The sequence below is a fragment of the Ruegeria sp. N10 genome (genome assembly GCF_056531545.1).
In genome coordinates this window covers 1-22970 of sequence record NZ_JBQFLY010000003.1, presented here as the reverse complement: position 1 = coordinate 22970, position 22970 = coordinate 1, and the positions used below count along the sequence as shown (strand labels likewise).

19 protein-coding genes and 5 pseudogenes are annotated in these 22970 nt (G+C 54.2%); 3 read left to right on the top strand and 21 right to left on the bottom strand.

All coding sequences use genetic code 11. The features are described from left to right. Positions 1-38 precede the first annotated feature (38 nt). From ACR0JI_RS05645 to ACR0JI_RS05635, 3 genes are all read right to left on the bottom strand, one after another. Complete coding sequence (locus ACR0JI_RS05645; RefSeq protein WP_480474405.1) at positions 39-1733, bottom strand: Na/Pi cotransporter family protein; 1695 nt, start codon at positions 1731-1733, stop codon at positions 39-41. 4 nt (positions 1734-1737) lie between these two features. Further along, a complete protein-coding gene (locus tag ACR0JI_RS05640) occupies positions 1738-2535 on the bottom strand; it encodes an inositol monophosphatase family protein (RefSeq protein WP_480474406.1) in 798 nt (265 codons plus the stop codon). Positions 2536-2899: 364 nt separating this feature from the next. Beyond that, complete coding sequence (locus tag ACR0JI_RS05635) at positions 2900-3766, bottom strand: glycosyltransferase family 2 protein (RefSeq protein ID WP_480494035.1); 867 nt, start codon at positions 3764-3766, stop codon at positions 2900-2902. Positions 3767-4144: 378 nt separating this feature from the next. On the opposite strand from ACR0JI_RS05635, the pseudogene ACR0JI_RS05630 reads away from it, so the two are divergent. Beyond that, positions 4145-4625: pseudogene (locus ACR0JI_RS05630) on the top strand (transposase); the annotation flags it as partial. An 11-nt stretch (positions 4626-4636) separates the two neighbouring features. Here the strand turns inward: ACR0JI_RS05630 and tnpC are convergent. From tnpC to ACR0JI_RS05540, 18 genes and pseudogenes are all read right to left on the bottom strand, one after another. Beyond that, positions 4637-5588: pseudogene (gene tnpC / locus ACR0JI_RS05625) on the bottom strand (IS66 family transposase); the annotation flags it as partial. Positions 5589-5717: 129 nt separating this feature from the next. After that, positions 5718-6449 (bottom strand): IS21-like element helper ATPase IstB, encoded by a 732-nt coding sequence (gene istB / locus ACR0JI_RS05620; protein ID WP_480494036.1) that lies wholly within the window; start codon positions 6447-6449, stop codon positions 5718-5720. Continuing rightward, complete coding sequence (gene istA, locus ACR0JI_RS05615; RefSeq protein WP_480879376.1) at positions 6446-7870, bottom strand: IS21 family transposase; 1425 nt, start codon at positions 7868-7870, stop codon at positions 6446-6448. The genes istB and istA overlap by 4 nt, the downstream gene beginning before the upstream one ends. 150 nt (positions 7871-8020) lie before the next feature. Beyond that, a pseudogene (locus ACR0JI_RS05610) lies at positions 8021-8416 on the bottom strand (transposase domain-containing protein); the annotation flags it as partial. A 54-nt stretch (positions 8417-8470) separates the two neighbouring features. Further along, on the bottom strand, positions 8471-8635 hold the full coding sequence (tnpB, locus tag ACR0JI_RS05605) for an IS66 family insertion sequence element accessory protein TnpB (RefSeq protein ID WP_480879374.1): 165 nt from the start codon (positions 8633-8635) through the stop codon (positions 8471-8473). Beyond that, complete coding sequence (gene tnpB / locus ACR0JI_RS05600) at positions 8629-8823, bottom strand: IS66 family insertion sequence element accessory protein TnpB (protein WP_480879372.1); 195 nt, start codon at positions 8821-8823, stop codon at positions 8629-8631. Before tnpB (ACR0JI_RS05600) ends, tnpB (ACR0JI_RS05605) begins: the two co-directional genes overlap by 7 nt. A 169-nt stretch (positions 8824-8992) precedes the next feature. Next, a complete protein-coding gene (locus ACR0JI_RS05595; protein WP_480474408.1) occupies positions 8993-10528 on the bottom strand; it encodes a hypothetical protein in 1536 nt (511 codons plus the stop codon). Continuing rightward, positions 10525-11634 carry a DegT/DnrJ/EryC1/StrS family aminotransferase gene (locus ACR0JI_RS05590; RefSeq protein ID WP_480494037.1) on the bottom strand — a complete coding sequence of 370 codons (1110 nt, stop codon included), beginning with the start codon at positions 11632-11634 and terminating at the stop codon, positions 10525-10527. Before ACR0JI_RS05590 ends, ACR0JI_RS05595 begins: the two co-directional genes overlap by 4 nt. After that, entirely contained in the window at positions 11631-12050 is a 420-nt protein-coding gene (locus ACR0JI_RS05585) for a sugar 3,4-ketoisomerase (RefSeq protein ID WP_209508306.1), read from the bottom strand. The genes ACR0JI_RS05590 and ACR0JI_RS05585 overlap by 4 nt, the downstream gene beginning before the upstream one ends. After that, positions 12047-13006 carry a GNAT family N-acetyltransferase gene (locus tag ACR0JI_RS05580; RefSeq protein ID WP_480474410.1) on the bottom strand — a complete coding sequence of 320 codons (960 nt, stop codon included), beginning with the start codon at positions 13004-13006 and terminating at the stop codon, positions 12047-12049. Before ACR0JI_RS05580 ends, ACR0JI_RS05585 begins: the two co-directional genes overlap by 4 nt. After that, complete coding sequence (locus tag ACR0JI_RS05575) at positions 13003-13923, bottom strand: glycoside hydrolase family protein (RefSeq protein ID WP_480474411.1); 921 nt, start codon at positions 13921-13923, stop codon at positions 13003-13005. The genes ACR0JI_RS05580 and ACR0JI_RS05575 overlap by 4 nt, the downstream gene beginning before the upstream one ends. Further along, the gene (locus tag ACR0JI_RS05570) at positions 13920-14597 is read right to left on the bottom strand and encodes an acetyltransferase (RefSeq protein ID WP_480474412.1); all 678 of its coding nucleotides are present in this window, start codon (positions 14595-14597) and stop codon (positions 13920-13922) included. Before ACR0JI_RS05570 ends, ACR0JI_RS05575 begins: the two co-directional genes overlap by 4 nt. Before the next feature lie 18 nt (positions 14598-14615). Then, the gene (locus ACR0JI_RS05565; protein WP_480494038.1) at positions 14616-15365 is read right to left on the bottom strand and encodes a hypothetical protein; all 750 of its coding nucleotides are present in this window, start codon (positions 15363-15365) and stop codon (positions 14616-14618) included. A 126-nt stretch (positions 15366-15491) separates the two neighbouring features. Continuing rightward, complete coding sequence (locus tag ACR0JI_RS05560; RefSeq protein ID WP_480474414.1) at positions 15492-16421, bottom strand: NAD-dependent epimerase/dehydratase family protein; 930 nt, start codon at positions 16419-16421, stop codon at positions 15492-15494. Positions 16422-16455: 34 nt separating this feature from the next. Beyond that, the gene (locus ACR0JI_RS05555; protein ID WP_480494039.1) at positions 16456-19089 is read right to left on the bottom strand and encodes a rhamnan synthesis F family protein; all 2634 of its coding nucleotides are present in this window, start codon (positions 19087-19089) and stop codon (positions 16456-16458) included. Positions 19090-19408: 319 nt separating this feature from the next. Continuing rightward, positions 19409-19702, bottom strand: a pseudogene (locus ACR0JI_RS05550) (integrase core domain-containing protein); the annotation flags it as partial. 73 nt (positions 19703-19775) lie between these two features. Beyond that, complete coding sequence (locus tag ACR0JI_RS05545) at positions 19776-20111, bottom strand: IS3 family transposase (protein ID WP_480494040.1); 336 nt, start codon at positions 20109-20111, stop codon at positions 19776-19778. Positions 20112-20224: 113 nt separating this feature from the next. After that, positions 20225-20383, bottom strand: coding sequence for a transposase (locus ACR0JI_RS05540; RefSeq protein WP_480494041.1), 159 nt, complete (start codon positions 20381-20383; stop codon positions 20225-20227). Between the two features lie 93 nt (positions 20384-20476). On the opposite strand from ACR0JI_RS05540, the pseudogene ACR0JI_RS05535 reads away from it, so the two are divergent. Further along, a pseudogene (locus tag ACR0JI_RS05535) lies at positions 20477-21234 on the top strand (IS5 family transposase). 159 nt (positions 21235-21393) lie between these two features. Continuing rightward, the gene (locus ACR0JI_RS05530) at positions 21394-22569 is read left to right on the top strand and encodes a rhamnan synthesis F family protein (RefSeq protein WP_480494042.1); all 1176 of its coding nucleotides are present in this window, start codon (positions 21394-21396) and stop codon (positions 22567-22569) included. Positions 22570-22970: the final 401 nt, after the last annotated feature.

The following is a 22970-nucleotide window of genomic DNA, read 5'->3' as shown; positions in this document are numbered from 1 at the left end:
GCACCCCTACGAAACCGACCTTTGCCGGTACCGATAGCCTAGACCTCTGTGTCCTCGCCCTGCTCTTTGCGCGGCATTTCTTCGATCAGGCGTGTTTCCAGCAATTGCCCGTTTCGATACAGGATCGGATAGGCCACCGCAGCGATGTGGCTGTTGAATTCCCGGAACGCGCGCAGGGTTTCCAAGTGGATATCGCTAGTCTCAAAGCTTTCCGTACTGCCGTGCTGCAAGCGTTTGAGGTGGCGTTTGCGGCTGTCACGCTCGGCCCGTTTGATTTCGGTTTTCTCAAGGCTCAGCAGACGGGCGCTTTCCAGATCGTCCGAAATCAGAACGTTTGAGGCCAGTTTGAGGTTGGCGAGGATGCCTTCGTGCATCTCAACCAGTTCCGACCAGCCGTCTTTTGAAAATGAAGCACCTTTCTTCCGCATGTCGCCCGCCAGAACAGTCAGCCGCTTGGCAACAACGTCGCCCGCAGTTTCCAGCCGGATTGCGTATTCCATCAGGTCGCGCGCCACTTTTGCGTTCTGCTTTCCGAATGTCTCCTCGGGAATGGCGGCCACGAATTTTCGAACACCCGACAGGCAGTCGTTCACATCTTCGTCCATGTCCCTTACGGCGCGTATCTGGTCCTTGTCGCCGCTGCGGTACAATTCCAGCGACGGGCGGAACATCGACTCGACCAGATCACTCATTCGCAGCAGTTCACGCTTGAGGCTGGACAGCGCCTGGGACGGGCTGCCAGCAGTGCGTACGTCCAGCGCACTGGCCGGGCGACCTGACTGGGCCAGCGCGTTCGCAGATTTCGGGTCCGGAAAAAACTGCTCGAACGGCACTCGCAATCGCCCGCAGAACGGCAGCGCCAGCACCAGCAACGAGGCATTGAATGCCAGGTGCGCATTGACCAGCATCTGACCGCCCTGCAAATCCCCCAGAACACCGGCACGCAGTGCCGCAGTCGCCGCGAAAAGGGTGACTATCGCCCAGCTGCCGCGCAAGGCCAGGTTGGCAAAAGGTATGCGCCTGGCAGGCATCTCCATCCCCCGGCTCAGCCAAACAGGTATGAAGGCTGAACCGAAATTGGCCCCCAATACCAGCGACAGCCCGGCGGCAAACGGAATCGCGCCAATCTGGACCAGCGTCACACACATCAGGATTGCCGCGACCGAGGAATGCATGACAAAGGCCAGTGCGCCGCCGACCAGAAACGCTGTAATATAGTCGCGTGCCAGATACTCGGCGACGGCAGGCAGAAAGGCACTGTCCCGGATCGGGTCCATGGCTTCGCGCAAAAAGCGCAATGAAATCAAGATGAACGCAATCCCCATCAGGATGCGCCCCAATTGCCGGGGCCTCTTGGCCTCGGTCTTGACAAACAGATACCCGCCAACTGCCAGAAGCAAAGGTATCAGCCAACCCAGCTGGAATGACAACACCTGAATAATCAGCGCCGAACCGAGATCAGCGCCCAGCACGATTGCAAGACCGGTGGGAAAGGTCAGGAAACCTCCGGCAGCAAAACCCGATGTCAAAAGGGCAACCGCTGCCGAGCTTTGCAGAACCACCGCCATCACAATACCCACCATTGACGCCTGCGCATAATGGCTTTGGCCCGTCATGAGGCGCTGGAACGAAGCCCCATAGCTGCGCTCGATCCCAGTGCGGACCATCCGCACTGCGTAAAGCAGCAGCATCGTGGCTCCGGCCAGGCTGATGAGAAAGCTTACTATCGCCATGATCCTACCCGTTCACCAAGTCCAACATTTCCCCGTGCAGCTCGGGTGTAGCCGCTGAAATCACCCGGCCGTCAGAATTCAAGTCAAGCGGCTGACCCTGCCAATCTGTCATCACCCCACCCGCAGCTTCAACCACGGCCAGCACTGGCAGGTAATCATAGGGCTGTAGATCATAGTCGATCACAGCATCCACATGACCCGCCGCCAGCAGGGCATGGGGGTAGCAATCATAGGCGAACCGTCTGGTCTGTCCAGATTGCATCAGCCTGTCGAATAACGCCGGATGATCGCGATAGATCTTGTCCCCTTCGTTTACAAAAAGAATGGACTGATCCAGCCGCGTTTGGGCCGAAGTCGTGATCGCATGGCCATTCAACGTGGCGCCCTGGCCAAAAACGCCGGTAAACACTTCATTTATCGCTGGCATGCCGATCACGCCGATATCCGGTTTTCCGTCAACCAGATGCCCCAATAGAAATCCAAACAGCGGATGACCTGACAGGAATGACCGGGTTCCATCGATCGGGTCGATGATCCAAACCTCGCGGCACTCCTGCCCTTCGAACCCATGTTCTTCTCCAAAGACGCCGTGATCGGGGAAATACTGTTCAAGATAGGCGCGAACCTGGGATTCAACACCCTTGTCGGCCTGTGTCACCGGGCTTTCATCCGATTTGAACTCGACCCCCAGCGCGCCACGAAAATACCCCCGCGCTGCTTCGCTGGCCAGGTCAGCTATCTTTACCGCATGAGACAGCAGGTCGGCGCTTTCGTCGGTCTGTGAGGTCCTTGGATTCAGCATTCGATTCTATCCTGTTTAGCGATGAAGCGCGGGTATTGGAGGCGATAAGTTAGAAAGCCCCTTGTCGGCGTCGGTCTGGGTAAAGCCCAAACAAAAGCCTTTGGCACTCACTTTTTGTCTGAAGTGAGTCTTGCTGCATCGGGGTCCTCAAATTCCACCACAAGTTTCCACAGTAATCCCACAAAACCACCCAAATACAACAGAAAAATCTTACATTACCTCGTATTCAAGATAAATGTGTGGATTTAGAGAAATACCACGCCGACTGTTTTTTGCAGACTCAGGCCGGTTGTCTGCAAAACAGTCAAACTCCAATGTCAGAGGTCCGTTGGGGGCCGGAAAGCTTGAAAAAAGCCGTGCGTTTTTACTCGTGCTGTTTGCCCGAAGTCGATGAAGACAAGTTCCGCGTTGACCATACAGCGCGTAGAAAAGCCACCTGTTTGGCGCGTTTTCGTTTTGAAAACAAAACCAGAGGTGAAGCCACCTGCAGTAAAGCACTTATCAATGCATTCAAAAAAGGAGCCGGGCGTTTGTGTTTGCGTGCCGCGTAAACACGCGAGCGACCCATGTGCCAGGCTTTGATCGCAGCTATCTTTGGGTTTTTGGGAGAAGATTCTCCACCAATATGGGTTACTTCCGCGTCGGGAAGGAATATCAAGGGCCCCACTTGTTCATTCAAACGCAGACAGATGTCGTCATCTTCGTGGTACAAGAAGATATTTGCATCGAATCCACCGACCTTCTCGAACGCCGACTGGCGCACAAGCAACGCTGCGCCAGACAATATCGGAACCTGTAAATCAGTATCGGTTTCAATCCCGCGCAACCACTTATTACGTGGTAGCAAGACACTGGATCGTTTCAGCAACCCTTTGCCAGACTTTTGGGTAAATGCCGGATTGAATGCTGAGGCAGTTTTGTGCAGGTCTGCGCCGGCCAGCAACTTCTCCAAGCTTCCCTTCAATAAGCGCGCATCTGGGTTCAAAAACAACAAGAACTCGGTCTCGACCCCGGCCGCACCCTGGTTACACCCTACCCCAAACCCCGCGTTCTGGTCGTTTAGAATGAGTTTGGCGTTCTTGAGTTGTGCGAGCCGCTCTAGCTCTTCTAAATCGTCCGAGCCATTATCGACTAACACTATGGGAACACCATCGGGAACCGACGCCAGCATCTGAGGAAGAGTGCTGACGCTGTTGTAGGTTACACTGATAATTGTAACTCGCGGTTCCAATGCTTATCCGTACGTCGTCAGTTCGCAAATTCGATGATATTGAACTAGTTTTAATTCGTCTTTCCTTGGAAAGACTTTCCTAACAAGCCAGATCTACCTCACCTAAGTCGTCCAAATGGCATCGTCAAGTTATTGTTTGCAATCCAAATTGGCCAATGCGCTGGGTGATGATCAGTAGATTCCCCGACCTCGCCTAAGGCATTTTCGCGTTCCGCATTCCTTCAGTTTTCGTGCCATGTCCGTCGTCAGGGTTTGGAGTAGCCCCCCGAAAGTGGCCTACCAACTGGGATAGGCCTTTTGCTCTGAAACCCATTTTCCGGCCATTTTTGACTTGAGTTTTCCGCAACGAGTCCTTGGCTGGGAGAAGGAGTGGAAGCGATGAAAGCAGCGAGATTTACGGGCGCGCAGAAGGCGTTTGTTTTGAAGCAGGTTGAAGAAGGCAAGACGGTTGCTGAAGTGTGCCGTGAGGCCGGGATCAGCTCTGCGACCTACTTCCACAGGAAGAAAAGTATGCGGGTATGTTGCCATCTGAAATGCGTCGCCTGCGTGAACTGGAAGACGAGAACAGCCGTTTGAAACGGATCGTGGCCGATTTGACCCTGGATCGTGAGATGTTGCAGGAGGTCATCAAGCGAAAGCTCTGAGGTCGGATCGGAAGCGCGAGCTTATCGACGGTGTTCGGGAAGACTGGCGGGTATCTGTCAAACGCGCCTGCAAGGTGTTGCTGTTCGACAGATCGACCTACCAGTATGTTTCCCGCCGCACCGATCCGGTCGTCTTGAAACGGCGCATCAAATAGATTAGCGAGACCCGTGTTCGTTATGGATACAGGCGGGTGCACTACGTGTTGCGCCGTAAGCGTAGCCCCGATCACACGGTGCTTGGATAATTCCATGGCAAAAGATCGTTGATCCGAGACTGCTTGTGCCCATTGACGATGGCTTGAAGCGTTGCGGTCAGCCAAGCATGGGGATCGACAGCATTGAGCTTGCAAGTTTCAATGAGCGACGCGAGTCGCACAGTTTTGTGCTCCGGTATCGTGACCGGCAAAGAGGGCGTTCTTTCTGTTGAGCGCGATTGGCGGATGGTGCGCTCGACGGAACTGTTGTCCAATTCCACGCGACCGTCTTCCAAGAACTGGCAGAGGCCGTCCAGTATTTGGCAATGTATTTGAGGGCCTCTCCGAGTGGCGATTTGGCCGAGACGCGGGCACGGCTGGCGATTAGCCAAGCTTCGAAGGTTGCGATAATCGGCTTTGATCGTTCCTGTCGGACTTCCCACCGTGCCTTGGGGCTTTGGCCGCGGATATCCTTCTCGATCCGGTAAAGGGCCGTGATCTGCTTCAGTCCTTCATCGGCAATCGGTGTGGTGCCAGATAGGGAGACCTCATGCAACTCGCGTCGTGCATGGGCCCAGCAATAGGCAAGCTGCACATCCTGCGCAGGCCGCTTCAGCAGCCGGTTGTAACCCGCATAGCCATCGACTTGCAGGATGCCGGAGAAGTCGTTGAGAATATCCTCGGCATATTGGCCGGATCGGCCCGGTGCGTAGGTAAAGGCCACCCCGGTGGGTCTTCACCTCCCCAGGGGCCATCATCACGGGCGAGCGCCCAGAAGTATCCGGTTTTGGTCTTTCTCCACCCCGGATCGAGAACCGGGGCTGTGGTCTCGTCCATGAAGAGCTTCGAGGAGTTCTTCAGGTTGGCCAGCAGCGCCTCATAGACCTGGGTTAGCTCAAATGCGGCTCTGCCGACCCATGCAGCCAGCGTCGAACGGTCCAGATCAATGCCCTGACGGCTGTAGATTTGAGCTTGTCGATAGAGAGTGTCAATGAGCGTTCAAAACTGACCCGGTTTCAGCATTTAAGTTTGACCCACCCTATGTGGCGCAAAGCCCCCAGGCGGGTCGCCCTCAAATAGAGAGTCCGTCTGGGGGCTTTGTGTGCGCGACGTTTATGTTTTTCTGCGTCGCTTGCTTTGTGCGAACCGGTATGACGTGTTGCCCGTTTCGATGATGGCGCAATGATGGGTTACGCGATCCAGAAGCGCGGTTGTCATCTTGGCATCACCAAAGACCGAGACCCACTCTCCGAATTCCAGATTGGTGGTGATGATGACACTGGTCTTCTCATAGAGCTTGTTGATCAGATGGAACAGCAATGCGCCACCGGACTTGGGGAACGGGATGTAGCCCAACTCGTCGATGATGACGCAGTCCAGGGCCGAGAGTTGCCGGATGATCTTTCCTGCATTGCCCTCGGCCTGTTCCTTGACCAGCGCATTGATCAGGTCGACGGCATTGAAGAAGCGGGCCTTCTTGCCGTTGTTGATCAGCGTCGTTCCAAGCGCGATGGCGATATGGGTTTTGCCGGTTCCTGTTCCGCCTTCCAGGATGAGGTTATGCGCCTCTACGGTGAACTGGCTTGAGCAGAACGGTTCGATCTGGGTCTGGGTGACGGCCGCCGCGCCGTAGTCGAAGGTGGCGAAGTCCTTGTGGTGGGGGAACTTCGCGATGCGCATTTGATACTGGATGGAGCGCACCCGCCGCTCTACAGTCTCAGCGTCGATCAGTTGCTTTATCGCTGTGGTCAGACTTGGTGGCTTGCGCGCGGACAGCAAATCATGGGCGCAAGCTGCCATTCCATGCAGCCTCAAAGTAGTCAGTTGGTCGATGAGGGCGTTCATGCGGCAACCTCCCCAGTCGAGCACTGCGTCTCATAGCGCTTGCAGTCGGCCTCGGCCCGCAGGGTCAGCTGCGGATAGGTATAGGCGTCGCTGAACGGTGTGATGACCGGTTCCACCAACTGGTTGATCAGGTTGATGATGGCGGGCAGGCGCAGGGTGTTTTGCTCCACCGCCAGTTCGCAAGCCGTCTCGACCACCTCGATCCCGTGATCCTGGGCCAGCAGAAGCAGATCGACGAACTCCCGATCCCCGCCTTTGCCGGCCATGTAATGCTCCCTGATCCGATGCATGGCCTCGGGCAGTTGCCAGTCCACAAAGGGGACATAGTGCCATGGCTCAAAACAGCTGACATTGCGGGTGAAGCGACGTTTGTGCTCGGCGATGATCTCTTTGCCAGATACCAGCACGATCCGGCCTGCATAGACACGCAGCGACACATGTTGTCCGGCGAACCGGGAGGGCACGCTGTAGCGATTGCTGGCATATTGAACCAGGCAGGTGGAGCGGACGCGGACGGTCTTCTCCACGTAACCGTCAAAGGCCCGGCCCAGGGGACGCAGTTCGGCGCATTCGTCTTCGAATACCTCGGCAATCGTGCGATCCTGTTGCTCGGGATGGGGGCGGTTTGCCAGCTCCTCGCAGCGCAGGCGCAGCCAATCGTTCAGCGCATCGAGATCATCAAAGGCGGGTTTGGGAACAAACAACCGGCCGCGCAAAAACTGGACCTGGTTCTCAACCTGCGCCCTCTCCCAGCCGGCAGCGGGCGTACAGGCCACCGGTTCCATTACATAATGGTTCATCAAGGCCAGGAACCGAGGATGGAATATCCGGTCCTTTGAGCGCGAGACATAGGTCACCATCGTTTTGGGATTGTCGATGATCACCCGGCGCGGCACACCGCCATAGAACGCCAACGCTCGCACGAACGCATCCAGTACCATCTCCTGGGCTTCGCCAGGATAGGCCACGACAAACGGCTTGCGGCTGTGGCACAGGCGGAAATGGGCAACCTTGATCTTCTGCTCGACAGCGCCCAGCACAACCCGTTCCTCGCTCCAGTCAAATTGCAGCGCGTCACCAGCAGCAAAATACAGCGGGATAAAAACCTCGCCCGAACCGGCACCGGCCCGCTTCAGGTCCCGGACAAATCGCTGAACCGGCGAATAGGAACCGGTGTAGCCTTCCATCACCAACTGCTCATAGATCCTCGAGGCTGTTCGCCGTTGCCGACGTGGGCGCTTCATATCTTGATCGAAGAGCTCCCGAAGCCGAAGATCAAAACCGTTGCACAGCTTGTGCCGAACTGGCGGAGCCTGACGTTGGTAGCTCGGCGGGCTCTCATCCTTCAGATACTTCTTGATCGTGTTCCGCGATAACCCCGTCGCCCGCGCTACAGACCGGATGCTGCGTTCCTCAACCAATGCCCATCGTCGGATCTTCGACACGCTTTCCATCAAAAACACCTGCTCTTTCCTCCGCGCAATTTTGCGCGGATGTTAACGAAAACAGGTGGGTAAATTTTACTCGCTCATAACCCACCTAAGTGGGTCAATTTTGCATGCCGATTCACAGTAGAGAGGAAGATGGTCGGCATCCTTCGATACAATCACATGCGCCACTGTGACTTCTGTCGGCATGCCGCCCGCGATCAGATGCGCAGGGGCTGGAGCCTGGGTGATCCCGCCTTCACAAGACCGGCAAGCATACTTTGGGTGACGGGTGACAATCACGCGGAACTGGGCAGGAACGATGTCCTCTAAAGCCAGTTCGAATTGCTCGGGACAAACCTTCTCGGACTTCGCGCCAAACAGGGCCCGCTTGAAGTCAGCGACCAGTTTTTCCAACCGGACAATGCGATCTTCCTTTCGGGCGATAACACCGGTATGCACTGCAGCCAGCTTTTGTTCAGCAAGGATAATGGCCTTCAGGGCAGCAATATCGTCGGGAAGATCAGCGGCAGAACTCATGCCCGTGATCTACCAAAGCCAGCTCCAAGATACCCGCCAGAAAGACTCTGTGATTCACTCTGCCGCAGTTGGCGGACGCGCCGCCAGGGCCTTCACCTTCCACCAGTCGAGACCGGCAAACAGCGCCTCGAACTGGGCATGATTAAGCGACATCAGCTCGTCCCGGATCGCGGGCCAGGTGAAGGTCGTTTCCTCAAGCCGCTTATAAGTCATCACCATTCGGTGCCGTCCCAATACAAGAGCTTCAACCGGTCTGCCCGATTCGAGCGAAAGACAAACACAGTCCCGGTGAACGGTTCCTTGCGCAACTCGTTCTTCACCAAGGCCGCCAGCCCGTTGTGACCTTTCCGGAAGTCTACAGGGTTGGTCGCCACTACAATCCGCACCCGGTTCGACGGGAAGATCATGATCGAGCATTCAGTGCATGGGCAATCTCGGCAATGCGGAAAACTCTATGCCCAGGTGGCAGAGGGGTGGGTAGCACAGCAAAACGGGCACGGATTCTACATCCAATCGGCCCAGATCAAGGGGCCGGGTCAATTTTGGTCGCTCCCCCACCCCTAGTCAGACCAAACTTCACCTCGGTCTCTTGCCATGCAGCCGCCGATTGAGCTGACGGGCCAGTTCTCGACACAGTTTACGGGGTGACGTGAGCTTCTCTTCAAGACCTGCAAGTCTGCCCTCAAGTTCGGCAATCTCTTCTTCAAGGGTCAACACCTTGTTTTCGGCAATGAGCCTGCTCTCCTCAGACGCACGCCTATCACGCTCCTCGTCTAGAAAAAAGAACAAGTGATTTACAGGGTGTTCAATTAGGGGCGGCGGCACACAATTCTGGCTCTTAATAGCAGAAACGAGTGCATCACTGGAATGGTTTCGTTCGAAACACGCACGTGACCGACTGGCATGATCCGATAGAATTTCTGGAGATAGGCCAGCGAGTACCTCAAAAAGCTCTTCTTCCGTTTGCCAAGTCAGTGCGCCCGGATAGGCCACGTCAGCTCCGCAAAACATGCGGTGGCGATAATTCTGATGCATCAATAGGGGGATGCCTGCGGCCATAGCCTCAATTGTTGATTTCCCGCCACCTGTTGGAAAGGAACCAAGAAAAATGTCGACATTTTCGTCGATCAAAGCCTGCGCGACAGAAGGCGCGTAGGAAATAAACTTTACCCGATCAAGTGGGACGCCATTGTCTACAAAACTCTTTTCGATGGAGCTACTGAGATTGGTTGACAAGGGTCCGATATGAACGTGGGTTCCGCCCGTGGCCTTGAGGATTTTTGGCAGAAGCGATGCATAGTCGAAGGCGTAGCCATTTGTTGCAAATTTGTCCGCTCGTCCGACGGAACAACTTCTCCAGCAATGGTTTTTGTTGAACTCCCTATTTTGTACACCTACATCATTGCGCAGGATCAGGGGCCAGTAGATATTATCTGTGATCCCAAAATTGTGGCGACAATTCTCGAATGCCATATTAGCGAGATCGACGTGTCGAAACTGCTTGCAAGTCACACCAAGACTGAGGTGATGATCTGCATGGTGGACGAAGATGGTATTGGGGATACCTGCAGCCAATGCGGCGCAAAACCCGATGGTATCCTGATGATGGAAGAAGAGAAGAAGATTTTCCGGGGCCTTGTCACAAAGGTATTTACAAACACTATCCAAGCGCGCGGCACTATCCACGCCCTGCACAGTAGTCACCTCCACTTGGTTGAATGCCGCGAATTCCTCCGCAATTGCGGTATCGGCCCGGTCAAAGCAGTCCGTCAGCAATATTGTGACCGGCGAGTCGAACAGGTTTAGATTCACGATGTCCGCCATAACCTGTTCGTGGCCGCCGGCCCTAGAAAGCTCGGAGGCGATGATAACCGTGCCCGAACGATCTGCCGCATCTCGCGGGACGCTGCATTTGATTTCTTCCGCGATGTCCTGGCAGAGCGCATCCAGTTCTTCACTTCCCAATACACGGGTTATTGCGCGTGGATTAGTTAGAATTGAATCGACGAACCATCGAACACTGTCGAGCGCAGAAGCAATATCTCTGATGGCGAGCGCGTTGCGAATCTGATTTTGCAGCGTGGCCAATTCTGGCAGGGTCGTACCTCTCATGATGACTTGATAGCCTTAAGAACTCGTTCGGAAACCATGTCGACTGCCTCTAGGGGCATCTGCGGGCCACAAGGAAGGCTTAGCACTTCGTCGGCTAGCCGACGTGCGACTGGAAAGTTGTCTGGTGTAAACCCCAGATCAGCATAGGCCTCCTGCATATGCGGCGGAATCGGGTAATGGACTTGTGTGCCGATGCCTGACTTGTTCAACGCCTCTTGCAGCTGCTGTCGCTGCTGGACCCGCACTACAAAAAGGTGCCAAGCCGATTGGAAACCCTCAGGCTCAATCGGCAGGACCACACCAGGTGCATTGGCAAGCCGCTCCCGGTAGAGTGCTGCAATCTTGGCGCGATGCGCATTCCAAGCGTCAAGGTGATCAAGTTTGACTTTCAGAACAGCCGCCTGGATCGGGTCGAGCCGGCTGTTGATGCCGCGGACCTTATTCACGTATCGCTCTTGCGACCCGTAATTGCGTAGAATGCGGATGCGTTCAGCAACATCGGCGTCATTTGTCGTTACCGCCCCAGCATCGCCCAGAGCGCCAAGATTTTTGCTTGGATAGAAGCTCCACGCGACCACGTCGCCGTGTTGTCCGATCTTTTCTCCTCGATATCGCGCACCGTGTGCCTGTGCGGCATCTTCAACAACGCGCAGATTGTATCGGCGCGCAATACCCATTATCTGCCCGAGGTCGGCAGGTAGGCCGTAAAGGTGCAACGCGACGATAGCGCGTGTACGGGGCGTGATCACTGCTTCAATACGGCTTGGGTCGATATTGTGTGTCGCCATTTCTGGCTCCACCGGTACAGGTGTAGCGCCAGCAATGCTGACGCCAAGCCACGTCGCGATGTACCCATTTGAAGGCACGATCACCTCGTCGCCTTCACCGATACCCAGTGCGCGCAACCCAAGATGTAAGGCGTCCAGACCACTTGCTAGACCGACGGCATGCGCCGAGCCGCAGTATGCTGCAAAGGCGGTTTCGAAGTGATCAACTTCTTCGCCAAGGACATACCAACCTGATGCCAGAACACGAGTGACAGCTTCATTGATGTCCGATTGCAAGGTGCGATAGGCCTCGCCGAGGTCGAGGAAAGGAACCTTCATTGCAAAGCTCTTTTGAGGGCAAGGAATGTGTCGTAGTCCCGGATGTAATCAGCCTCGTCGTAATAGTCTGAAGTGAGCACAAGACAGACGGACCCCGCATCGAAATTCACCTCGGAGGCCCAGATCATCGGTGGGACATGTAGGCCTAGCCAAGGCCTATTCAGGTGGATGGTTCGTTTTGCAATACCATCATCGGCTTCAACATCAAAACTTCCCGAGAGGCAAATAAGAAACTGATGCAGTGCGCGATGAGCATGTGCACCACGACTTTCAGCAGTGGGAACGTCGTAGAGATAGAAGACGCGCCGGATGTCGAAAGGCACATGCCTTTCGGATTCAATAAAGGTCAGATTGCCTCGGACATCGGAACGCTTAGGCAGTTCTAGAATTTTTAGGTCAGAGACGTTTGGCTTCATAGGGAGTCTAGTTGAACCATGTAGAACTCATGAGCAACCCCTCCGCCACCGAATTCTGTCTTGAATCGATAAAGTCCGGCGTTAAGGACATGACCATGGTCTTCGTTGCTTGAACCGAAATCGAAGTATCGCACGCCAGCCGATTTGGCATCTTTGATTGAGGTATCGAATACTGCATCGAGAGCGGACACAGCATATCCGTCTTCGCTCGAGGCGATATACTGCGCGTGCCAGACCTGTCGCGAAGCGAACAAAAGGGTTCCTGCGACGATTTTGTCGCCTATGTGTGCTGTGCGTAGCTTAATTTCATCCGGGAATCGTCCCGCGAGATCCTTGATCTCGGTACGGGAGTGCACCGGTCGCGTCTTGTGTTTGCGTGCGAGATTGTCTTCTACCACATCCCATAACGCGTCCAGCTTCGCAATATCTGCACTGACACTCACGACGCGTCGCGCCTTTTTTAAGGACCTTTTGCGTCGACTGGAGACGGGTCTACGAAACGATAGGTCAATAGTGCTGGAGAGATCGCAGCGCTGGCGTTCCGCCCCAAGGCGGAATAGCGCATAGAGGTCGTCTGCTGCGGGTGACCGCGCATAAATGTGAGGCACCGGCTTGTAGAGCAACCGGTCACATCCGACGCTTCGGTAGTGTGCCGCAACTGCATGAAAAGCGTCAATCGCGCTTTCTCCCGTAAGTTGCCCGGCGTGAACGAACCCGCCATAAGTTGCGCCGGGATGACTGACCACAAGCGTCGCATCGTTCGGTGCGCGTGCCGCGGGAAGTATCGCGCGAAGCTGGTCTTTGTCATAAAGGAGGAGCGAAAGATCCTCGAACCTGTCGCCGTGGTAGGACAAGAAGCGACGGCTGTGCAGCAGCGTCGCGTTAACAGCAACATGGCAAAATGCGTCCCAAAGTGGGCTATCATCCAATGAAAAGGGTTTAATCACTAGGGTCATTCAGCAAGTTCCGCTACCGCAAAACCAGCGGCACCGAAGCCGTCGCCGTTGTAGAAACACCAGGTCCGGCCCTGCGCTTCGACCACAGCCGAATACATGATTGCTTTTCCGTCGAAACCACCCGGCGTGACATCAAGACCCATCTCCGTATCTTTGCGCGTCCACGAAAGTCCGTCGCTGGATTCCGCATAGCCAAGGCGGTAGGCTCCAAGCGAAGTACGGCGAATTGAATAGAAGAGCTGATAGTCGTCTGGCCCGCGCTTAACCACCCAAGGACGGCCGAACCCGTGTTCGTCGCCGTCGGTCAGTGCCATCGACACGCAGCCCCGAGAGGGCCAGGTCATGCCGTCGTCCGACTCCGCATAGCGCAAGTCGTAAACCGGCATCTGTTTTCCAGCCACGTCGATCCAACGGCTTCCCGCGACATACCACATGCGAAATTTTCCATCGTTCAGAAGCACGAACGGACCGCCGCGAAAGTACAGCTCCTCATCCGAGCGATCGAGGATGGGTGTGTTCGAATAACGCTGAAACGTCTTTCCATTGTCTTCGCTTATAGCGAGGCCGGTCATGATGCGATAGCGGATGTGATGGCAGATCTCAAACCCGGCGTAGTAGAGAAAGATACGGCCGCATGGCGCACGCACCGGACTTAGCGCCATGATGCCGTTGTCGTCGAAAGATCCGGGAATACCGGGACCGAGGACCGGGCCGTCCGATTGCCCAACCACGCGGGTAGGGTCCTCCGCCAAAACATCGACATATTGAATGTGCCCGCGGCCTTTGGAATCGAGCACAGTGACGAAGACACGCAGTGTGTCTTCGTCTATTCGGAAAGGCGTTGGACCCATCCCGTGAGTGTAGCCACCAAGCTGTTTAGTGGGTGCCCAGACGATGCCACGTTTGTTCCAAATCAAGACCGCACCTTAAACATACGCTTAGGCGTTACACGTGAGGGGGCCGGCTGTTCACCCTTGAAAAGCTGGTTTGCTTCTGTGTTCTGAAGAAGTGTGACACCCGGACCGATCCAATTATCCTCGCCAATCGTGAGATTGTTAGCAAGCGAAGCGTTCACGCCGAGGAATGAGTTTTCACCGATGTCGCAGAATCCAGAGATCACAACGTGGGAAGACACGAAGCAATTGTCGCGGATCCTGCTGTGATGCCCAATGTGGTTGCCGCTCCACAACACGACATTGTCGCCGATCTGTACGAATGGCTGGATCGTGTTGTCTTCGAAAACGAAGCAGTGTTCACCGAGAGTAACGTTGTGCCAAACCGATGCACGGCTCGATATATAGGACGCGGGTTTGAAGTGCTTTGCCTTTGCGACCTCGTAAAGGCGCGTTCGGAGGCGATTGAGCTGCGTGTAAACCAGCGCAGCGTAGAAATGCACGCGCTCGGGGTCGAAATAATCTTCGATCCTCTCAATAGGAACCACGGGTAGCCCGAACTTCGTTTCTGAAGTAAGGTATGCCTCTTCAACTGCGAAACCTTTCACCTCAAATTTCGAATCGTGTGTAAAGCATTCATAGGCGACTTCTGCGAAGGCATGGTCGCCCAAAATAACCACTTCCGATGTCTTGTCCATGCTCGCACTCTCCCGCTTCTAAGGCCGCACAATTAAGATGTCTTCACGCCGGTTTGCCATAGGGAGTTTTGGGCTCTGCGGCACGACATAGGCGTCAAAACCAGCGCTCCTTGCCCGCTGGAGCAAGCCAAAGATGGCAGCATCGTCAATTTGTCCAGGGGTTGGCACGTTGAACCGAACATCAGGTGCATCGTCCGTTTTCATGAAAGCCCGGTGAAAGTCTGCACCGGCGTCGCTTGCAAAGAACCTCTTGCGCTTCGAGATGTTGGGAATGTCACCGATCAGCAGTTGACCACCCGGCGACAGCAGACTGAGGGCCTCATCCAGGAACCTAAAAACGGACCCTTCTTCGAATGCATAATGAAGAACACTGTAACACAGGATCGCGTCGATTCGCCCTTTTTCCTCCGCAAGAAAGCTTGGGCAATTGGGGAAGAGTGTATCGATTTTTTGAATATTTTCACTGTCGGGTAGTTGGGAAAGCATCTCTTTGCCATCCAGCAGCGAAAGGGCGTGTTGGTTACGTGCGCACAAGTCAATAAGCAAGAAAGGCAGATCGCTGCAACCGGGACCTATGTCAACGACCCTCCGGGCTTTTCCCGAAAGATTCGTCAGCTTGGCGCAGATATCCAAAAAAATCTCTTCTTCTTGGCCCTCGCGATAGGTGTCCGGAAATCCAATTTTTTCATAGCGCGAAAGGTTACTGTCACTAGCCATACGCTGAAAGTCGGCAAACCCGATGTTGGAGAAATCAGTCTTGGGTGGCATTCCGCTTCTCCTTCATGTGTGCCGTCTTGGCGTGTGAATAACCACAATAAGTGCGTTCCTTAACAAAAAACTGCCGTCGCAAACAAGAGATCCTGCAATCACCCGCGGATGTATCGAAGTGCTCTCTCAATTTTTGGAACCTAGATTGAGGCCCATGATCCAGTCCCATGTCTCTTGCAGTCCGGTAAGCATGTCTGTTTCAGCAGACCAATTGAAGGTTTCAAGCGCCGCCGAACAGTCAAGGACGGAAACTGGCACATCGGTAGCGGGCGCCGGTTTAAAGCGACGTTCGAAGGCGCGTCCCGTCACATCCTCCATGGCTGCCAACAATTCTACAAGTGACGTACCGCTGCCGCTGCCGGCGTTGAAGACACCTTCTTTCCTGGAGGTGCCAGCAAGGGTGCAAAAGCGCGCCAGATCGCGAACGAAAACGTAGTCGCGCACAACTGAGCCGTCGCCCCAGACCTCCACCGCTGCGCCATTGACGATCTGGTTGAGGAACGTGGCGACTACGCCCTGAACACCGGTGTGGCCCTGTCGAGGTCCGAACGGATTCGACGCCCGTATGATGATGGGCGACAATCCCCGAGTGCGCCGGTACATTTCCAAATAGCTTTCAATTGCGACTTTAGTGATACCATAGGAGTTGATGGGGCGAAGTGGGTGCGTTTCGTCTATGGGAACGGTTTCCGTGATCCCGTAAACGGTACCGCCAGAGGAAAGGAACAGAAGTCGCGAGACGTTTGCATCCAGCATCGCTTCGACAAGTTGTTGCGTTCCTAGAAGATTCTCGCGTACGTCCCGTTTGGGATCGAGAGCCGCGGTGCTCGGAAACGTGGTGGAGACGAGGTGAAACACGGCCTCCATCCCCTCCACAGCATCGCGCACGGCAGCCTGGTCAGTGAAATCGCCGAGCCGGTATTCTACCGATGGCAAGGCCAGTCGGAAGCTTTCCTCGTTCCGGTCGAATATTCGAATTTCATGGCCGTCTCGAAGAAGGGCATCGACCACGTGAGAGCCGATGAATCCACAACCACCAAGCACTAAGATCTTCATGGGTCGTCCCGCCAAATCCATTTTGAACTGCGTCTCATCGAGTTAGCCCGCGCACATTAGTCACACCGGTGCGATAACCGAAACTCGCTGGCGCCACACCAAAGAGCCGCTCAATCGCGTGCAAGGACGAGCCGTCGTAAGGCACGGGTTCTGCCGGATAATCGTTCCACCCCAAGTTTAGCTCAAGAAATCGTTCGATCAAATCCGCGCGCGCCCAGAACATAGTACCCATCGGGTAGTTAATATGCTGCGGAAGTTTTGTTATCCCTAGTCGTTGTGCGATGTGACCGGCGATAGCCTTGTTTTTCGCCCAACCGAGAAGATTGGGATCGTCAGGATAAACTATGCCGACCTCCGGCTTCTTTGCCATAGCCGTCACAATCCGGTCGAGCATTGTCGGGTCGATCTTACCGCCTACGGTATTTTGCATTAGGAATTCGACCCAGTTCGCAACGACCTTTCGATCCTGAACATCCCCGGATTTTTTCGTGTGCAGATGCCCAACAATGTCGAAATCCGCCGCCATCTCCTGACCGAATTCAGTAAGAAACGGCGCAATATCTCGACCTCTATTCGGGACAGCTCGCAGAGCGACAACCTGCTCGTTGTAAGTGCTTATAACGTCTTTAACCAGCTCTAACTGGCTTTGCGGTGCGCTTACGAACAAGCTGGGTTTTACTTGGTTCGCAGACAAGCGCGTTAAGATGTTTCCGACTTCATCAGGGAAAAATGCGTGGATATGAAGGGCCACTTTTGTCGTACGCAACACATCCGGGTCGATGCCGCTAGTCTCATTTATAACTTCGGACTTCCAGCGCCCTTCCGGACAGCCTTCGTCAATATAGGAAATGAAGGGGTCGTTGGACAATTTCCATCCGTGTTCCTCCGCGTAGATCAGAGGATTGAAGCCTGGCACAGGTTTCCGTGAAGGTGCACCGCTCACATTTGAATTCAGGTAGTTCTTAATGTCCTGATCCTCGGTCGTCTTCTCTTTAAGTGGATTACTGAAGAAGTCCTGTCGAAATGCGCCCGACGTTTTCAACCGCTTCGCATCCCTGATAATGTTTTCCGATTTACACCCGCCCCTAACGACTAGGTTCTCCAGCCGATGGGTGTATGCCGCAAAATCGAAGGTTTCGCGCGCCAACTTCTGGCTTCGTGCCAGTACGTCCGCAAGAAGGTCAGCATCATGAGCCAACGCAACAATCTTTTCGGCCATCTCTGTCGTGTCAAGGAAGCTAGCTATACAGGCCTCTTTCAAGCCCGCGGACTCTAACAGGTCGGCTATGCCCGTCGTGCGCTCAAAGCAAACCATAGGCTTGTTCGCAACAAGCATATCGATAGCCACGTTCGGAAGTGGGTCGAGACGAGACGAAAGCAACAACAGATCCGCGGTTTTGTAGACGTGTTCGATCTCTGTCGTTGAGCGCACGATTTGCACTTGCGATTGAATCCCTGCCCGTTCGATCTGATCCGCCAAGTAGGCCGAACGCTGTGTGTCACGAACTGGATCGTAGCCGTGTCCGAACCAAACGAACCGGAAGCGTCCACCTCCGGGACCCCGAATGACCCTATTGGCCACTTCAACGAACAGATCAATCCCCTTGCGTGTTTCAATCGTACCCGCACCGATAACGACAAAGGTTTCATCCGCTGCTCCGCCAGGTCTAAGCACACTGTCTAACCAGGCCGTTTCGATCTTGTTGGGCGCTTCGTCGGCCGATTGGCTACTACACTTGCCCTGAGGCAAAATATGGACATTCACCGGCCTTTCCACCCCAAGTTCGGAAAGCACATTGTCCAAAGTTATGTCCGCGGAGAACACGACATGGTCCGCGTTCACGAGGACATCAGAGAATGCGGTCGTAGGCCGAATGTAGGTGGCAAATTCATGCAGTAGGGCGACCGACGGAATGCCTGCCGCCCTGAGGCCGGGAAGGGTGGATCTGGATTCAACACTGTTTACGAATCCGGCCCTTACACCATTCTTGGCGCAAATCTCTACAATCCTCTTTGTAATTTCAGCTTGTTTTACGGACCTACGGTTAAGTTCGAAAAACTCTACGCTCTCGGCTCGAAATTCATTAGCAAGTTCGCCACCACCAAGGGTGACGGATATAACATTGTGGTTTTTGCCAAGCTCTTTAACGAGGTTCAAAGCAAGTATTGGAGCACCTGTCCGAGTGGCATCATGACTCACAACCATAACGGTGCTGTCATGTTTCCGATTCGTCACTTTGGCTAGGGTCGAACCCCTCGAAGAGTTATCTTGGTTTTTGGTGCGTGCAAAGCTGCCGCCACCGTCTGAACTTTCGAGTGCGCCCATCTCAGCCAAATGTTGTATTGAGCGCTTGGGGTCGCGCTTTTTGGCCGAGGACAAAAAGCGCTCTCGGCGGCGTTCGGAAAACAAAGACTCCTGTCTGGCAAGCCAATAAAGAAACTTGCTTACTTGTTTGTGCTTCAGCGATTCCCAGGGCTTGTCCCGTGCTTCGGCCAATTCATAAAAAAGATTTTGGCTTTCCTGAGACGTAGTGCGCAGGTATTCAAGTTCCGCAGCTGTTCGCGACAGTTCTGCGAGAATCTCATTGCGCGAAGCTTGTGCATTCTCGGCATCCAATTCCCGCAACGTGTGGGGACCGCTTGTTTCATTGGATTTATTTTTTGACATTCAGAAATCTGCTTATGCAATAGAGTGTAATTTGGCCAGCTGAGGCCCCTAAATGGTGGAGCCAGCCCTGAACACTTATGACTACCTCAACTTTTGGTTATCCAGTTCGTCCGAAGTGGCTACGACCACGCTGGATAATCAAACAATTTCCTTCATGTGGTCGCTGATGTACGGTTGTCATACTTGATTGTTCCTCTGGATCAAGCTTTTTGAGGTCTGTGTCCTTCCAAACTGAACTGGTCAGCTGGATATCGCCAAATTATCAGATGATCGCGAAGCAAAACCTGGCGCGTCTCCACCGGGTGGGCCGGTTTGATTGTTAGTGCAATGCTGGCCTTTGGTCCATCAGCAAGGTGCTTTTCGGCGCAGGCGGACGATACCCCAATGCGCTATGCGGCCTGACGGTGTTGTAGTGGACGTGTCAATGCTCGATCCGGATTTGGATTTCCCACAAGCTGTAGAAGAATTCACCAGTCAACAGGTTGTAGCGGAACCGTGCGTTGAAGCTTTCGCAGTATTTGTTCTCCCATGGTGATCCCGGTTTGATGTAGGCCGTATTCGCCCCGACCGCCGCGATCCAGCCACATACCATCTGCGCAATGATTTCGGTCCCGCAACATATTAGGAATGATGTTGATAAAGAGGCTATGTTTGCCTGCGCGGCCATCAAATAGCGCAGCAGGCGATCATAGTCTGTTCTCGGGTCTTACGTGATTTTGCGACAAACCACCCTGCAGAGGAGACCGTCTACGACGCACAGCCAACCCTTCTTCGCGATAGAGCCGGAACAGTTTCTTGTGGTTCACCTCAAAACCTTCCCTGGCCAACAAGATGCCCAAACGACGATAGCCGAACCGACGACGCTCTTTCGCCAGTTCGTGCAGCCTTTTGCGTATTGCACCATCGCCCTGATCCCGCTTCTGATACTGAAAGACTGACCTATGCAAATCAGCCAATTCACACGCCCAACGCTCAGACAAGCCGTACCAATCCATCACATCGCGCACGGCTCGTCGCTTCACATCAGGCGTCAGTAGTTTTTTGTCGCGAGATCCCTAAGGGCTTCATTGTCCAGCATCGCATCCGCCAACATGCGCTTCAGCTTGTTGTTCTCGTCTTCCAGCGCCTGCTGCGTCTAGGCATCAGACACGTTCATGCCGCCAAACTTTGCTTTGTACCTATAGAAGGTCGCATCACTGATGCCGTATCTGCGACAATGCACCTGCGCTTTCACGCCTGCCTCATACTCTTTGATCATCCCAATGATCTGCTCATCCCAAAATCTGCGTTTCATGGTCCATCCTTTTCTTGGATGGAATTCTAGGCTCAGGACCCATTGATTTGCGCGGAGGGTCGTGATTCACGGTTCGAAAAACGAGCGGTGAACATGTCTGATCTTTTCTGGCTGACGGATGCGCATATGGCGCGTCTTGAGCCCTTCTTCCCGAAATCCCACGGCAAGCCCCGAGTCGATGATCGACGTGTTTTGAGCGGTATTATCTTCGTCAATCGCAACGGGTTACGATGGCGTGATGCGCCTACAGCCTATGGCCCGCACAAGACGCTCTACAATCGCTAGAAGCGGTGGAGCGACAAGGGTGTCTTCGCCCGGATGATGGCGGGTCTGGCTGCCGAGCACGGCGAACAGAAGACTGTCATGATCGACGCGACCTATCTCAAGGCCCACCGAACAGCGACCAGCATGGGCGTGAAAAAGGGGGGCGCGGACGCCTGATCGGACGCACCAAGGGAGGAATGAACACCAAGCTCCACGCGATTTGTGACAGTCAGGGACGTCCTCTTAATCTGTTCATCACAGCCGGGCAAGTCAGCGATTACATCGGAGCGCGGGCATTACTGAGCAGCCTGCCGAACGTCGATTGGCTGCTCGGGGATCGCGGTTATGACGCAGATTGGTTCCGGGAAGCGTTGAAAGACAAAGGGATACGCGCCTGCATCCCTGGCCGAAAACAGCGGAAGAAACCCGTCAAGTACGACAAGCGCAGATACAAACGCCGAAATCGGATCGAGATCATGTTCGGCAGGCTCAAGGATTGGCGGCGCGTGGCAACCCGATACGACCGCTGCCCAAAAGTCTTCCTCTCTGCCATCGCACTCGCCGCACTCGTCATTTACTGGCTATGAGTCCTGACCCTAGTTTTGGGTTTTGAAACCCAAGGGCATGTGCTAGAGGCGTTTCGAACCATTCAGTATCAGTTGATACTTAGATTAAGAGTTCGGCCCATTTGTGACGACCTAGTCAGCTTGGAAACTGAAATCGAAACGACAATTGGACAAGTGTGAATGAATTTACCACCGTTATGGAAAATTCAGCGAGAATTGGCGCGCGCGGGTCGCAAGCTCATGCACCTACCCGCCGAACTTCTGCGGCATGTATATCTCCGCCGGTATTACGATTGGGTGTTGTCTCGCCAAGTGAAGCGTTCTCCAGGCGCAATTTCATTTGGTTCAGAAATCGGGATATTTCTTATCTTTCCTAAAACGGGAGTCTTGCCTTCCCATCTGTATGCCTTGGAGCAGATGGTTCAGGCAGGTATTTCCCCAATCGTCGTATCCAATCTCCCGCTCAGCACGACAGATTTTGCTGAACTTACCCCTCACGCTTCACTGATTATAGAACGTCCAAACTTCGGATATGATTTTGGCGGGTACCGGGATGGCGTACTGGAGGTGGCCAATCGTTTCCCGGAGCTGACTCGGCTTTGGCTCTTAAATGATTCCGCATGGTTGGTCCCACAGCAACGCAGTTGGTTTGATGACGCCCGCGACTTAGATGTGGATTTCGCAGCAGCTACTTCCAACTTTGCGATGCCTCGGGTCGATCCGGCGAAATTTCGGGAAATTACGTGGAAGTTTCGAGTGACGCACCGAAATTTCCACTATGCTTCTTATGCACTTGGTATTGGTCCAGCCATCTTAAGAAACCCAGGTTTTGTAAAGTACTGGCGCAAACTAGAAATTCGAAATGACAAAACAAGAACGGTACGCCGTGGTGAAATTGGATTGTCACAATGGGTTTTGAAGCATGGGTATACGCATCGCGCCACATGCGAGGTTGATGCGCTTGACCGCGAATTGGCAGCCTTGACGGACAAGGAAGTCGATAGGGTTGCGCGGGAACTTATCATTCCCGGCGACGTTATTCCCGGCGACGTTGCCTTGGACGCAGTAAAAGAACAAGTTTTGAGCCTTGATGCACTTAGCGCAGAGGGGCGTTCCGACCGTATTGCATTTATCCTGACAAGCGTGTCGCGTTACGCCTGCGCCTATTGCCTGCCATCCTACACTATGTCTCATCGTGGTTTTCAGTTTCTCAAAAAGTCTCCGCTGTGGCTATCCCCGAAGGGGGCTGGGTTGATGTTGGCAATTATTTCCCGAATCCGAGGGCCGGTGGGCCAGGACATTCAACAAGAAGCATCCAAAATAGTACGCCAAGACGCGGAAACCCATATACAGTGAAGTAACAAGCTTCAGGATTCCGGCTGTGATTGGGCAAAGCAAGACTGAGCCGCTCCATGAAAACTGAACGGGATCAGTTTTTTTCAGCCGCTCTTCTCTTCTGCCGATCAGTTTGACTTAAATGTGTTTTTCCGACAGACCATGGTTGACGATCCACCGGCAAGCGCAGGGGAGCGTGCGAGACACCTTACCGCCAGTGAAAGGCATGGTGTTAAGTTGCGGGATCAGGAACCAAACCCGCTTGACTCAATTTGCGAAGTTTTCTGGAACCGCCTTACCACAGCAGATGCCGCTGGCTTAGCCTAATGACTGAGCAGGTTTTTGAGGTATTTTCCGTATTCGTTTTTGCCGAATTTGCGGGCGCGGGCTTCGAGGTCGTGGTCGTTGATCCAGCCCAGCGT

Coding starts and splice junctions, on each gene's coding strand:
- ACR0JI_RS05645 (WP_480474405.1), bottom strand. CDS start 1,733: ATGGCGATAGTAAGCTTTCTCATCAGCCTGGCCGGAGCCACGATGCTG.
- ACR0JI_RS05640 (WP_480474406.1), bottom strand. CDS start 2,535: ATGCTGAATCCAAGGACCTCACAGACCGACGAAAGCGCCGACCTGCTG.
- istB (WP_480494036.1), bottom strand. CDS start 6,449: ATGAACGCCCTCATCGACCAACTGACTACTTTGAGGCTGCATGGAATG.
- tnpB (WP_480879374.1), bottom strand. CDS start 8,635: ATGGTGATGACTTATAAGCGGCTTGAGGAAACGACCTTCACCTGGCCC.
- tnpB (WP_480879372.1), bottom strand. CDS start 8,823: ATGATCTTCCCGTCGAACCGGGTGCGGATTGTAGTGGCGACCAACCCT.
- ACR0JI_RS05595 (WP_480474408.1), bottom strand. CDS start 10,528: ATGAGAGGTACGACCCTGCCAGAATTGGCCACGCTGCAAAATCAGATT.
- ACR0JI_RS05590 (WP_480494037.1), bottom strand. CDS start 11,634: ATGAAGGTTCCTTTCCTCGACCTCGGCGAGGCCTATCGCACCTTGCAA.
- ACR0JI_RS05585 (WP_209508306.1), bottom strand. CDS start 12,050: ATGAAGCCAAACGTCTCTGACCTAAAAATTCTAGAACTGCCTAAGCGT.
- ACR0JI_RS05580 (WP_480474410.1), bottom strand. CDS start 13,006: ATGACCCTAGTGATTAAACCCTTTTCATTGGATGATAGCCCACTTTGG.
- ACR0JI_RS05570 (WP_480474412.1), bottom strand. CDS start 14,597: ATGGACAAGACATCGGAAGTGGTTATTTTGGGCGACCATGCCTTCGCA.
- ACR0JI_RS05565 (WP_480494038.1), bottom strand. CDS start 15,365: ATGCCACCCAAGACTGATTTCTCCAACATCGGGTTTGCCGACTTTCAG.
- ACR0JI_RS05560 (WP_480474414.1), bottom strand. CDS start 16,421: ATGAAGATCTTAGTGCTTGGTGGTTGTGGATTCATCGGCTCTCACGTG.
- ACR0JI_RS05555 (WP_480494039.1), bottom strand. CDS start 19,089: ATGTCAAAAAATAAATCCAATGAAACAAGCGGTCCCCACACGTTGCGG.
- ACR0JI_RS05540 (WP_480494041.1), bottom strand. CDS start 20,383: ATGAAACGCAGATTTTGGGATGAGCAGATCATTGGGATGATCAAAGAG.
- ACR0JI_RS05530 (WP_480494042.1), top strand. CDS start 21,394: ATGAATTTACCACCGTTATGGAAAATTCAGCGAGAATTGGCGCGCGCG.